The sequence below is a fragment of the Streptomyces gamaensis genome (assembly GCF_042656465.1).
In the GTDB taxonomy this organism is placed as follows: domain Bacteria; phylum Actinomycetota; class Actinomycetes; order Streptomycetales; family Streptomycetaceae; genus Streptomyces; species Streptomyces gamaensis.
Window position 1 is genome coordinate 471,747 of sequence record NZ_JBHSPB010000001.1, and the last position, 12,348, is coordinate 484,094.

The window sequence follows — 12,348 nt, forward strand, 5'->3', positions numbered from 1 at the left end:
GGGACCCGGCGCGCCCCGTGTCCCCCACCGCCCGTGGGCGGCTACCGCGGCAGGACCGCCATCACCTCCCGGGACTGCCGGGCCGGGATCATGCCCAGGCGCCACGCCTGCCAGCCCGTCTCCGGCTCCACGCCGCGTTCCAGCAGGACGGCGTACGCCTCCGCGGACTCCGTGAGCGAGGGGTCCGTGACCCAGTCCGCCTCGCGCAGTTCCTGCCGCAGCGTCGTCAGTTCCTCCTCCGCCACCGCGGCTCCGACCACCGCGCCGCCGGGCGAGGCGAAGGGCAGCAGGGTGCAGCGCAGGAAGCGGGCCCAGCCCGCGCCGCGCCGGTCGCCGAAGGCCGCGAACAGCCGGGCCGCCTCGTCGACCAGCTCCAGCGCGGGGCCCGTACGGCCGTTGCCCGCGTCGATCACGGCGAGCTCGACGCACGACCACGCCTCGCCGTGCGGGGCGCCCGCCCGCCGGAAGTCCGTCCGGGCGTCCTGCAGCAGCTGCCGGGCGAAGCCGCTGTTGCGCAACGACCCGGTCTGGGCGGCCCGTTGGTCGCGGGTGACGCGGCCCGAGTGGTGCCGGGCGCAGGCGAGCCCGTACACGTCCCGCATGCGGCTGAACATCGTGCGCGCCCGCTCCAGCTCGCGCACGCCCGCCGCCGGATCGCCCAGCTCCTCCAGCGCCTGGCCCAGGTAGTACAGCGACCACGCCTCGCCGCGCGCGTCCTCGTGCTCGCGGTGCCGGGCGGCGGCGGCGCGCAGCTGCTCGGCCGCCGGCCCGGCCTCGCCGGTCACCAGAGCGGTACGGGCCAGCTGGGTCAGCGCCCACGCCTCGCCGCGCGCGTCCTGCACGCGCCGGTACAGCTCCAGGGCCTCGCGCAGCTCCTCCTCGGCGGGTCCGGGCTGCCCGAGGGCGAGCCGGACCTGGCCGAGCTGGAAGTGGGCCCACGCCTGCCCGTGCAGGCTCTCGCTGTCGCGGTGCAGCTCCAGCGAGTCCTGCAGGAGGGCGAGCGCGTCGGCGGGGCGGGCGCGGTCGCGCTCGACGGCGGCGAGCGCGTGCAGCGTCCAGGCGCGGTCGCCGCTGAGCTCCGGAGCCGTCTGAAGGTCCAGGGCCTCGCGCAGCTTGGCCGCCGCCTCCTGCAACTGGCCCTGGTGTTGCAGGGTGACGCCGAGGTCGCGCAGGGCGCGGGCGGCGCCCGCCGGGTTGTCGGCGTCGAAGTACAGATCCACCACCGAGGTCAACGTGGCCCGGGAGCGGTCGAGTTCGCCGAGCTGCCGGGCCGCGACACCGGTGCGCCACTGCACGGAGCGGGCCAGCAGCCCGCGGTCGGCGGCCTGGGTGAGCTCGTTCAGCTCCCCGAGGCGGTACAGGTCGCCGCGCAGCAGGCAGTAGTCGCACAGGGCGCCCAGCAGGTGCAGCATGGCCGCCTGGTCGACGCCCTCGGCGTGCCGCAGGGCGGAGGTGATGAACCCGGACTCGTCGTCGAGCCAGCGCAGGGCCGCGTCCAGCGAGGTGAAGCCGTGCCCGCCGGCGGCGCCCTTGGTGAACATGTCGGCGCGCGTGGAGGTCTTGCCGTCGACCATGCGGATGACGGAGTCCGCGAGCTCCGCGTAGCTGCGGATCAGCCGCTCCTGGGCGGCGGTGCGCTCGCCGGGCTCCTCCTCCTCGCCGAGCCGGCTGTGGGCGAAGGCGCGCACCACGTCGTGCATCCGGTAGCGCCCCGGGCGGACGGGCTCGACGAAGCCGGCCCGGCTCAGCTCCGTCAGCCCGCGCGTCGCCTCCTCGCGGCTCTCGCCCATCAGGGCCGCCGCGGCGGCCGTGCCCAGGGAGGCGCGTCCGGCCAGGGAGAGGCGGCGCAGCAGGGTGCGGGCGCCGTCGCCCTGGTCGAGGTAGCGCAGCCACAGGGCGCGCTGCACGGGGTCGTCCTGCCCGGAGGCGCGCAGCTCCGCGGCCAAGGCGCGCGCGGTGCGCCCGCCCAGCGAGGAGCCCGCGATCCGCAGGGCGAGCGGCAGCCCGCCGCACAACTGCCGTACGGCGGTGAGGGCTTCGCCCTCGGCCCGGCCGGCCTCCGGCTCCTCGGCCACCGCCTGCAGCAGCTCCCGCGTGCCCGCCTCGTCCAGCGGCTCCACCGGCAGCTCGTGCACCCACGCCACCAGGTCGGAGGGCAGCGCGAGCGGGCTGCGGCAGGTGACCAGCACCAGGCTCTCGGAGCGCTCGGGGATCAGCGTGCGCACCTGCTCGGCGTCCGAGGCGTCGTCGAGGAGCACCGTGACCGGCAGCCCGGCCAAGTGCCGGTCGTACAGCTCGCACAGCCGCCGAACGTGCTGCTCCTGGGAGGAGCGCTCCCGGAACAGCAGCTGGTCGCGGGGCGCGCCGAGCTGGTTGAGCAGGTGCAGCAGCGCGTCCCGGGTGGACAGCGGCGACTCGCCCGGCGTGTGGCCGCGCAAGTCCACCAGACAGGCGCCGCGGAACTGGTCGCGCAGCTCGTGCGCGGCGCGCAGCGCCAGCGCCGAGCGGCCCGAGCCCGGCGGCCCGGAGAGCATCACGACCGTGGGCCTGGTCTCCGTGCTCGCCCGTGCCTGGTGCACCCACTGCGAGATCCGCGACAGCTCGCCGCGGCGGCCGGCGAAGGGGCCCTTCGCCTCCGGCAGATACTCGAAGGAGCGGGCCAGGGCGTTGCGCCGGCGGGCCGCCGCGCTGCGGTCCGCGCCGCGCAGCACCGGGCCCAGCCCCGTGGACTCGCCGCTCTTGCCGGGGCGCCGGCTGCTGACGCGGGTCGTTCCCGTCACCATGCGCTGGTGGTCCAGGAACGGCCGTACGCCGCGCACTTCGAGCGCGGTGAGCCACTGCAGGCGCAACTGCTCGGCGCCGCCGGGCTGTCCGCGCAGGCTCGCGCGCCGGTGCCGGGCCGGCAGATGGCCGGCCGCCAGCTTCAGGACCGTGGCCGCCGCGCCGGCCACGGCGACCACGGCGCCCGCTCCCACAGCCGTACCGGCCTCGGTGCCCAGCGCCAGGTCCGTGCCCAGCGCGGCCGCGGCCGCGACCGCCGTCACCAGGGCCGGGGTGCCCAGCGAGGCCCGCGAGAGGCGGGCCGCGAGCGGCGGCGCCACCGCCTCCTCCTCGTCCAGCGCGCGCACATACGCCGCGTACTCCTCGGCGGCCGCCGCCGCCAGGGACTCCAGCTCGCCGCGGGCCCGCCGCAGCAGGGCCGCGCCGTCCGCGCGCCCGCCCGAGCGGCGCACCTCCTCCTCGACGGCGCGCCCCAACAGGCCCTCGACTTCCGTGCGGTGGCCCTCCCGCAGTGCGGGCATGGTGCTCTGCATGGGTTCCCCCTCCACCGGTGCTGCCTTCCGGATCCCCAAGTGTTCCGTCTCGACGGCGTTTCCGGCAGGGCTGTGGATAACTCGTCCACAGCCGCGTTCGGTGCAGGATGGTGACCATGCCGAACCGCCTGGCGCACGAGACGTCACGGTACTGCTGGGTGCGGGCCGCGTGGGCGGACCGTCGCGCCGAGGTGGGCGAGGTCGCGGCCCGTATCGTGCGCAACCTGTCCGCGCGCTCCCTCGCGCCGGGCGGCTGCGCCACCACGCCCGTACGGGCTCCCTCGGCGGACGCGATATGGATGGTGCCGCACTTCCGGAAAGCAGTCTTCCAAGGTCCATGAAATCTGTATCATCTCCCGTGGGAACAGAGGGAGTTGTGGTGCGCGAGGATCACGCGACGCTCATCGGGTTGGGGCTCAGCCCTGAGGAACTGGAAACCCTGGGATTGGACAAGCCTGCGACGGCGGACCCAACCGGCCTCATGGAGGCCTACCTGCGGCGCAGCAACAAGAAGGAAGACCTGGCCACGTTGCGGGGGCATCTGCGGGACATGGTGCGCTGGGCGCAGGCGAACGGACTTGAGGTCCGGCACATCTGGTGTGAACAACTCTCGGCTTCCAAGACCTACGTACGACGCAGGGAGTTCGAGAAGGCCACACAAGCGATCATGGACGGCAAGTCCAAGACACTCGGTGTGTGGAAGGCGGACCGCTTCGATCGGCGCGGTATGGGGGCGGTGGGTCGGATGCTCGACGAGTTCGACCGCCGGCAAGCGCGACTCGTCTCCGTTTCCGAGGGGCTGGACTCATCACAGGGCGGCCGCGTGATCTTCGCGATCCTGAGTGAGCGTGCCAGGGAGGAAACGAAGGACATAGCGAAGCGCGTGAAGATCGGCCATGACTCGCACAAGGCGGAAGGCCGAAGAGGGACGGGCAGGCCCCCGTTCGGTCTCTTCAGCGCGCCCGGAAGCGGCAAGGTCGAACCCCATCCCGACGAGTACGGCACAGCCCGCAGGCTGGCGGATCTCTTGCTCGACAAGAAGACGACGAAGGACACGGCCCACCGACTCAATGAGGAGGGGCACCGGACCCGGAGCGGTGCCACCTGGTCACCCACGGCAGTGAGCAAGCTGGCTCAATCCCCGCTCTTCGCGGGCATGGTCCCGGTCCGGCGACGCAAGACGGACGAGCACGGCAACCACTTGGACAGCTGGGAGGGGTACGGCGAGCCTCTGCGCAACGAAAAGGGCGAAGTCGTCATGTGCGGCAAGGGAGTTGTGACGCCGGGCGAGTGGTTCAAGATCAAGGCGCTCATCGCCGGACGAACCGATGAACGGTGGGCGAAGGGGAAGCCGGGAGCGAAGTATCTGGGCACTGGGAGCTACCGATGCGGGCGGCTGCGGGACAAGAAAGGCACGGGGGAACTTGAGTCGTGTGGTGGCTCCATGAGCCACCGTGGCGGACGCTACCGGTGTGAGGTCCGGCAGACGCGAGGCAAGTCCATATGTGAGGGAGTGGTGACCCTAGCCGATCGCATCGACCACGCGGTTGGACAGGCTTGGATCCACCACATCACGGCCCTGGAGCCCGGGGACCCGGTGGTCATCGAGATAGCCCGCCGGTGGTCGGCCTTCGCGGACCCCGAAACGCGGGCGAAGAAGGACGAGGCCCAGAAGGCCCTTGAGGCAGCCCAGCGCCGTGTGAAGAAGCCCGAAGAGGACTTCTATGTGTACGGGAAGATGGACGAAGAGCGCTTCGAAGAGCTGAGCGAAGGACAGCGCGCCGTTATCGAATCCACCGCCGCGACTCTTGAGGCGCTGGACGCCCAGGCAGACCTCTTGTCCCTCACGCACATCGACACCCTGCGTGAGGCGTGGGAAGCGGCGGATATGGCGGACAAGCAGATGCTCCTGAAGTGCGCCCTCGGAAAGAAGGGCATCACGGTCAAGCCCGCAGCACGGCAGGGGGATCGCACCCCGATCCTGGAACGGCTTGAGTTCGGCTGGTTGTCGGAGGAAGAGGCTGCCACCGAGAGATGAGTTCGGAGCACGAGGCCGGGCACCGGGCCCGGCCTCGTGCGTTTGTTGCGTCTCGCGTGAGTGTGCCGGGTGCTCTCGACGGCTGTCCTCGGCACGACATGGTGAGCACCGCGACGGCTCGCGGGAACATCGCTGTCGGCAAGCTGGTCGGGCAGCTGCCTCGGCGGCAGACGGCGGACTTGGCCTTGCCCGGTACCGACGGCGCCCCGGGCCCGTAGGCCGGGCACCCGGTGTGCGAGCACCCCGGGCCCCGCCCGGTCAGCCGGAAAGACGGGGCGCCGGCCTCACAGGGAGGCGGGGGCCGCCCCGGTGCTCTCCGCGGTGCCCGACGCTGGTCCCAGGCCGGGCATCCAGCCACATACCGGAAGCGCACAGCCCTAGACGGCGGCCCGCCCCGGACCGACAGACACAGCGGGCCGGGGAGGGGGCAGGCCACCGGAAACAGTCCGCGGCCGACCTGGCCCTGGGGCCGGCCTAGCCCTTGCGGCCGGCCTCCGGCTCCGGGGCCTCGTCGAAGTCGACCTTCCGCATGTGACGGTTCATGCTCTTCATCAGCAGCCACACGGCCCCGCCGATCACGGCGAAGACGATGAAGCCGAGCACACCCGGGGTGACCTTGTCATCGTTCAGGTCCTGGGCTGCGAGCGACACCAGATGGGTGCCAGCGAAGGAGCTCATCATGGGGTCAATTGTTGCGGATGCCTGCGAAGAGGTCGTCCTCGGGGAGGGAAGTGGCCACGCGCGACGTCGCGAGCTCGTACTCCTCGGTCGGCCAGACCTCCCGCTGGAGGTCGAGCGGCACCCGGAACCAGCCGCCGTCGGGGTCGATCTGGGTGGCGTGCGCGATCAGTGCCTTGTCGCGGATCTCGAAGAAGTCGCCGCAGGGCACGTAGGTGGTCAGGGTCCGCTCGCGGCCCATGGTGTGCCAGCGCTCCAGCCACTCCCCGTAGGGGGACTCCAGGCCGCGCTCCAGCAGGGCGTCGTGCAGCGCCTGGGTGCGCGGGCGGTTGAAGCCCTGGTTGTAGTAGAGCTTGAGCGGCTGCCAGGGCTCGCCGGCCTCCGGGTAGCGCTCGGGGTCGCCGGCGGCCTCGAAGGCGACCATCGAGATCTTGTGGGTCATGATGTGGTCGGGGTGCGGGTAGCCGCCGTTCTCGTCGTACGTGGTGATCACGTGCGGACGGAAGGTACGGATCAGCTTCACCAGCCGGCCGGCCGCCTCGTCGACGTCCTGCAGCGCGAAGCAGCCCTCGGGCAGCGGCGGCAGCGGGTCGCCTTCGGGCAGCCCGGAGTCGACGAAGCCCAGCCACTCCTGCTTGACGCCGAGGATGTCGCGGGCCTCGGCCATCTCCTTGGCCCGGACCTCGTGGATGTGCTCCTCGATGTAGGGGTCCCCCTGGAGCTTGGGGTTGAGGATGGAGCCGCGCTCCCCACCCGTGCAGGTGGCGACCAGCACGTCCACCCCCTCGGACACGTACTTGGCCATCGTGGCCGCGCCTTTGCTCGACTCGTCGTCGGGATGGGCGTGTACGGCCATCAAACGCAACTGCTCAGTCAAGGCTCGATCCTCAGTCCCTGGTCATGGCCCCTACGTATGGGTAATGCGGGGGCGCCTCCTATAGTGACCGAAGCGGGTCGGGATTCATTCCGATTCCCCCGACTGCCCCCAACCGGAGGAACGATCATGGCTGCGGTCAGCGAGAAGCAGCCCGCCGGCCGCTACGGCCGTTCGGCGGACGAACGCGCCGACCGTACCTTGAAGATCGTCGGCGGGATCCTGGGCGTCGCGCTGCTCGCGTTCGTCGGCTGGGCCGGCGTGCACTACATCACCAAGTCCGACGTCACCGGCCTGCTGGTGCGCTCGCAGCCCCTCTCGGACGGCTCCGTGCAGGCCGTGCTGGAGATCCGCAAGGACAAGGACGCCACCGGCGTGTGCACCCTGCGCGCGCTCGGCGAGGACGGCACGGAGGTCGGCCGCAAGGACGTGACCCTGGACCGCCGCGAGGCCCACTTCACCGAGCTGGTGACCCTGCGCACGACGCGGCGCGCGCTCGCGGCCGACCTGGAGGGCTGCACGACCGCGGCGCGCGGCTGACGCCGGTACGCCCCGGCGCCCGGCGGGCCGTGTCACGACCCCCGCGCGCCACCCCGCGCCGGGTCGCCCACCGCCCCTCCCGCAGGGGTCCGAAGGCCGCTGTCACAGCTTCGCCACACCGGCCTGACCAGTACTGACGCGATTCTTGCGCGGTATCTCCCCCGCACTTCTTCCCCCCTTCCGTACGCAATTGTTAGGCTCGTGGTTTCGCCCACCTACGAAGGTGCACCCTTCTGAGTAGGGCGTTCATTTGTATCCCCCACTGTCCAGTACCGACGAGGAGCACCTGTGACCCAGACCAGCGACAACGTCACCTGGCTCACCCAGGAGGCGTACGACCAGCTCAAGGCAGAGCTGGAGTACCTGTCTGGTCCCGCTCGCACCGAGATCGCGGCAAAGATCGCGGCGGCCCGCGAGGAGGGTGACCTGCGAGAGAACGGCGGATACCACGCCGCCAAGGAGGAGCAGGGCAAGCAGGAGCTCCGGGTGCGCCAGCTCACGCAGCTGCTGGAGAGCGCGAAGGTCGGCGAGGCCCCGGCCGCGACCGGTGTCGTCGCCCCGGGCATGGTCGTCACCATCGCGTTCGACGGCGACCCGGACGACACCCTGAGCTTCCTGCTCGCCTCCCGTGAGTACGCCAGCTCGGACATCGAGACGTACTCCCCCCAGTCCCCGCTGGGCACCGGCGTCAACGGCAAGAAGGTCGGGGAGGACGCCGAGTACGAGCTGCCCAACGGCAAGAAGGCCATGGTCCGCATCCTGGAGGCCAAGCCCTACACGGCCTGAGCCCGGCTCTCCCGCGCCGCTGCGCGTAAGCCCCGGCCCCCCGGAACGCGGGGCCGGGGCTTACGTCTGCGCCGGGAGCGCGTCACGCGGCCGCCGAGCGGTACTTGCGCACCGCCAGGGTGCGGAAGCCCACGATGATCAGCACCGACCAGATCAGCGACGCCCACACCGGGTGCTGCATGGGCCAGGCGCCCGGTACCGGATAGTGCGCGGGCAGATTGCCGAACAGCTGCCGGGCGGCCTGCACGGTGGCGCTGAAGGGATTCCACTCGGCGATGTGCCGCAGCACCGTCGGCATGTTGTCGGACGGCACGAACGCGTTGGAGATGAACGTCAGCGGGAAGAGCCAGATCAGCCCGCCCGAGGTGGCCGCCTCCGGGGTCCGTACCGTCAGCCCGATCAGCGCGCCGATCCACGAGAAGGCGTAGCCGAGCAGGAGCAGCAGGGCGAAGCCCGCGACCGCCTTAGGGATGCCCGCGTGCGTCCGCCAGCCCACGATCACCGCGACCACGGCGAGCACCACCAGGGTCAGCGCGGTCTGCACCAGATCGGCGAGGGTCCGCCCGGTGAGCACCGCCCCCCGCGCCATGGGCAGCGAACGGAAGCGGTCGATGAGGCCCTTGTGCATGTCGTCGGCGATGCCCGCGCCCGCGCCGGCCGTGGCGAAGGTGACGGTCTGCGCGAAGATCCCCGCCATCAGGAACTCCCGGTAGGCCGCGGGGTCGGTACTGCCGCCGACGGAGATCGAGCCGCCGAAGACGTAGCTGAACAGCACCACGAACATGATCGGCTGGATCAGCCCGAAGATGACCACTTCGGGGATGCGCAGCATACGGATCAGATTGCGCCGGGCGACGACGAGGGAGTCGCGCACCGACTGGCCGAGGGGGCCGTGCGCCCGCAGGGTCACCGGCGCGGGCCCGCCGCGTTCCGCCGTGCTCATGAGGCGACCTCCTGTCCGCTCTCCCGCGCGGCCCCTTCGCCGCGCTCGCCCCGGCGGCCGCGCCCCCGGCGGCGGCCCGGTCCCCGGGCGGTCTCGGGGCCGGCCGCCCCGTCCTCGGCGGCGTGCCCGGTCAGGGAGATGAAGACGTCGTCGAGGGTGGGGCGGCGCAGCCCGATGTCGTCGATCTCGATGCCGCGCGCGTCGAACTCCCGGATGACCTCGGCGAGCAGCCGGGCGCCGCCGGAGACGGGGACGGTGACCTTGCGGGTGTGGTCCTCGACGGTGAGCCCGTCCCGGGCGAAGCCGCGCAGCACGCCGACGGCGTCGCCGATGCGCTCCGGCGCCCGTACGACGACTTCGACGCGCTCCCCGCCCGTACGGGCCTTGAGCTGGTCGGAGGTCCCGCGCGCGATGACCCGGCCGTGGTCGACGACGGCGATGTCGTGCGCGAGGTGGTCGGCCTCCTCCAGGTACTGCGTGGTCAGCAGCAGCGTGGTGCCGCCGGCCACGAGCTCCTTGATGACCTCCCACAACTGCTGCCGGTTGCGCGGGTCGAGACCGGTGGTGGGCTCGTCCATGAACATCACGGGCGGGCTGACGACGAGCGCCGCCGCGAGGTCGAGCCGGCGGCGCATGCCGCCGGAGTAGGTCTTCGCGGGGCGGTCGGCGGCGTCGTCGAGGTGGAAACGTTCCAGCAGCTCGGACGTGCGCGCCTTCGCGTCGCGGGCGGACATCTGGTAGAGCCTGCCGACCATCTGCAGGTTCTCACGCCCCGTCAGATACTCGTCGACGGCGGCGAACTGGCCCGACAGCCCGATCGAGCGGCGTACCGCGTCGGGCTTCTTCAGAACGTCGATGCCCGCCACCACGGCCCTGCCGCTGTCGGGCGCGATGAGGGTGGTCAGGATGCGGACGGCGGTGGTCTTTCCGGCGCCGTTGGGGCCGAGCAGTCCGAGAACGGTTCCTTCCGGCACGTCGAGATCGACGCCGTCCAGAGCCCTGACATCGCCGAAGGTCTTCACCAGGCCCTCGGCAAGAATGGCACCTGGCATGGAGGTACTCCCCCGTGTCTCCCCGTGGTGGATGACGTAGTCACCGAGTCTACGTTCGGCGCCGCCGCGCCGCGCTGCGAAAAAACGGCCCTCACCCGCGCGGGAAACCGCCGTCACGGCATCACGGCATGACCACGTATCCCGCCCGCCGCAGGGCCGCCCGCACCTCGCCGCAGTGCCGGGGCCCCGTGGTCTCCAGGTGCAGTTCGACCTCCGCCTCGGTGAGCCCGAGCCGGGGGTCGGTGCGGACGTGGCCGATGTCCAGGACGTTGGCGTCGGCCCGCGAGAGCACCTCCAGCAGCGCCGCCAGCGCACCCGGCCGGTCGGTCAGCCGCAGCCGCAGCGACAGATAGCGGCCCGCCGCCGCCATGCCGTGCCGCAGGACGCGCTGCAGCAGCAGCGGGTCGACGTTGCCGCCGGAGAGCACGGCGACCACCGGCCCCTCGAACGCGCGGGGCGCGGCCAGCAGCGCCGCCACGGCGCTCGCCCCGGCGGGCTCGACGACGAGCTTGGCCCGCTCCAGGCACAGCAGCAGTGCGGCGGCGAGGTCGTCCTCGCCGACGGTACGGACCTCGTCGACGAGCTCGGCGACCAGACGGAAGGGGAGCTCGCCGGGGCGGGCGACGAGGATGCCGTCCGCCATCGTCACCGGGGCCGCGAGGGTCACCGGGTGCCCGGCGGCCAGCGAGGGCGGGTAGGCGGCGGCGCCCGCCGCCTGCACCCCGACGATCCGCACATCGGGGCGCAGCGCCTTGACCGCGACCGCGATCCCGGCGACGAGCCCCCCGCCGCCCACCCCCACGACGATCGTGCGCACCTCGGGGCACTGCTGAAGGATCTCCAGGCCGACGGTGCCCTGGCCGGCGATGACACCGGGGTGGTCGAAGGGGTGGACGAGCACGGCGCCGGTGCGCGCCGCGTGCTCCCGCGCGGCCCGCAGCGCCTCGTCGACCACATGCCCGGCGAAGCGCACCCTCGCGCCGTACTCGCGCGTCGCGGCGACCTTGGGCAGGGGCGCGCCGTGCGGCATGAACACCGTGGAGCGCACGCCCAGGAGCGAGGCCGCGAGGGCGACCCCCTGCGCGTGGTTGCCCGCGCTGGCGGCCACGACCCCCGCCGCGCGCTCCTCCTCGCCCAGTCCCGCGATGCGCGTGTACGCGCCGCGCACCTTGAAGGAGCCGGTGCGCTGCAGGTTCTCGCACTTGAGGAGGACGGGCGCGCCGACCAGCCCCGACAGGTGCCGGCTGCCCTTCAGGGCGGTGACGCGGACGACGCCGGAGAGGAGCTCGCGGGCGGCGCGGACGTCGTCGAGCGTGACGGAGCGGGCAGCCGGCGCGGAAGGGGCGCCGGCGGGCCCCGGACAGGCCCCGGATGCCCGCGGAGCCGCCCCTGAGCGCGAGGACGTCCCCCCGCCGCCCTCGTCACCGGCGCGTGCGCCCATGGGGTCAGTCTCGCAGCCACGGCCCCCGGCGGCGCGATTACCGAACGCATACCCAGCGGTTTGGGCAGCTCCGGTACGAGGAGTCGCCCGGCCGCGTACTCTGTCCCCCATTCCCGAGCTTTTCCGCCCGCCGCACGACGAAGTGAGCCTCAGGCCATGCCCACGTCCTCGGACATGACGACCGACCTCGCCCCCGGTGTCCTCGACGCCCTCCAGCACCAGGTGGCCGTCTTCGCACGCCGCGCCGAACAGACCCGGCTCGGCGGTGTCGGCCAGGTCCGCAACTCGATGGACCGCGCCGCTTATCTGCTGCTCAACCGCCTCGACCAGGAAGGCCCGATGGGCGTGAAGGCGCTCGCGGCGGGCATGGGCATCGACTCCTCGACCGTCACCCGCCAGGTGGCGCCGCTGGTCGACACCGGGCTGGTCAAGCGCACCTCGCACCCCGAGGACGGCCGTGCCGTCGTCCTGCAGCTCTCCCCGCGCGGCAAGTCCCGGCTGGACGAGGTCCGGGCCTCCCGGCGGGAGCTGATGGCGCTGGTGACGGAGGGCTGGAGCGAGGACGAGCGCACCGCGTTCTGCGCCCTGCTCACGCGCTTCAACTCCGCGCTGTCCGAGGTCCACAACACGATCCAGCCGACGACCTGACGACGACCTGACACAGTCCCGGGACATCCGCGGA

Annotated in this window: 11 protein-coding genes; 5 read left to right on the top strand and 6 right to left on the bottom strand. The window is 72.4% G+C overall.

Annotated features, from left to right (window positions below; all coding sequences use genetic code 11):
- Window positions 1–41: 41 nt before the first annotated feature.
- Window positions 42–3,314: a tetratricopeptide repeat protein gene (locus tag ACFP1Z_RS02085; protein ID WP_390313958.1), complete on the bottom strand. Its 3,273-nt coding sequence runs from the start codon at window positions 3,312–3,314 to the stop codon at window positions 42–44.
- Between the two features lie 116 nt (window positions 3,315–3,430).
- On the opposite strand from ACFP1Z_RS02085, the gene ACFP1Z_RS02090 reads away from it, so the two are divergent.
- Both ACFP1Z_RS02090 and ACFP1Z_RS02095 read left to right on the top strand, forming a co-directional pair.
- Window positions 3,431–3,655, top strand: coding sequence for a hypothetical protein (locus ACFP1Z_RS02090; protein ID WP_390314112.1), 225 nt, complete (start codon window positions 3,431–3,433; stop codon window positions 3,653–3,655).
- 38 nt (window positions 3,656–3,693) lie between these two features.
- Window positions 3,694–5,352, top strand: coding sequence for a recombinase family protein (locus tag ACFP1Z_RS02095; protein WP_390313959.1), 1,659 nt, complete (start codon window positions 3,694–3,696; stop codon window positions 5,350–5,352).
- Window positions 5,353–5,826: 474 nt separating this feature from the next.
- On the opposite strand, the gene ACFP1Z_RS02100 is transcribed toward ACFP1Z_RS02095, so the two are convergent.
- Together ACFP1Z_RS02100 and mca are read right to left on the bottom strand one after the other, a co-directional pair.
- Window positions 5,827–6,033, bottom strand: a complete 207-nt coding sequence (locus tag ACFP1Z_RS02100) for an RAMP4 family protein (RefSeq protein ID WP_390313960.1) — start codon at window positions 6,031–6,033, stop codon at window positions 5,827–5,829.
- A 4-nt stretch (window positions 6,034–6,037) separates the two neighbouring features.
- Window positions 6,038–6,907: a mycothiol conjugate amidase Mca gene (gene mca / locus ACFP1Z_RS02105; RefSeq protein ID WP_390313961.1), complete on the bottom strand. Its 870-nt coding sequence runs from the start codon at window positions 6,905–6,907 to the stop codon at window positions 6,038–6,040.
- A 126-nt stretch (window positions 6,908–7,033) separates the two neighbouring features.
- Here mca and ACFP1Z_RS02110 point away from each other — a divergent pair, with 126 nt between their 5' ends.
- On the top strand, window positions 7,034–7,444 hold the full coding sequence (locus ACFP1Z_RS02110) for a DUF4307 domain-containing protein (protein WP_390313962.1): 411 nt from the start codon (window positions 7,034–7,036) through the stop codon (window positions 7,442–7,444).
- 288 nt (window positions 7,445–7,732) lie between these two features.
- Window positions 7,733–8,230 (top strand): transcription elongation factor GreA, encoded by a 498-nt coding sequence (greA, locus tag ACFP1Z_RS02115; RefSeq protein ID WP_390313963.1) that lies wholly within the window; start codon window positions 7,733–7,735, stop codon window positions 8,228–8,230.
- An 82-nt stretch (window positions 8,231–8,312) separates the two neighbouring features.
- On the opposite strand, the gene ACFP1Z_RS02120 is transcribed toward greA, so the two are convergent.
- From ACFP1Z_RS02120 to ilvA, 3 genes are all read right to left on the bottom strand, one after another.
- The gene (locus ACFP1Z_RS02120; RefSeq protein WP_390313964.1) at window positions 8,313–9,173 is read right to left on the bottom strand and encodes an ABC transporter permease; all 861 of its coding nucleotides are present in this window, start codon (window positions 9,171–9,173) and stop codon (window positions 8,313–8,315) included.
- Window positions 9,170–10,225 carry an ATP-binding cassette domain-containing protein gene (locus tag ACFP1Z_RS02125; RefSeq protein WP_390313965.1) on the bottom strand — a complete coding sequence of 352 codons (1,056 nt, stop codon included), beginning with the start codon at window positions 10,223–10,225 and terminating at the stop codon, window positions 9,170–9,172. Before ACFP1Z_RS02125 ends, ACFP1Z_RS02120 begins: the two co-directional genes overlap by 4 nt.
- A 121-nt stretch (window positions 10,226–10,346) precedes the next feature.
- On the bottom strand, window positions 10,347–11,666 hold the full coding sequence (gene ilvA / locus ACFP1Z_RS02130) for a threonine ammonia-lyase (RefSeq protein ID WP_390313966.1): 1,320 nt from the start codon (window positions 11,664–11,666) through the stop codon (window positions 10,347–10,349).
- 156 nt (window positions 11,667–11,822) lie between these two features.
- Between ilvA and ACFP1Z_RS02135 the strand changes: the two genes are divergently transcribed.
- Window positions 11,823–12,314, top strand: coding sequence for a MarR family winged helix-turn-helix transcriptional regulator (locus ACFP1Z_RS02135; protein ID WP_390313967.1), 492 nt, complete (start codon window positions 11,823–11,825; stop codon window positions 12,312–12,314).
- Window positions 12,315–12,348: the final 34 nt, after the last annotated feature.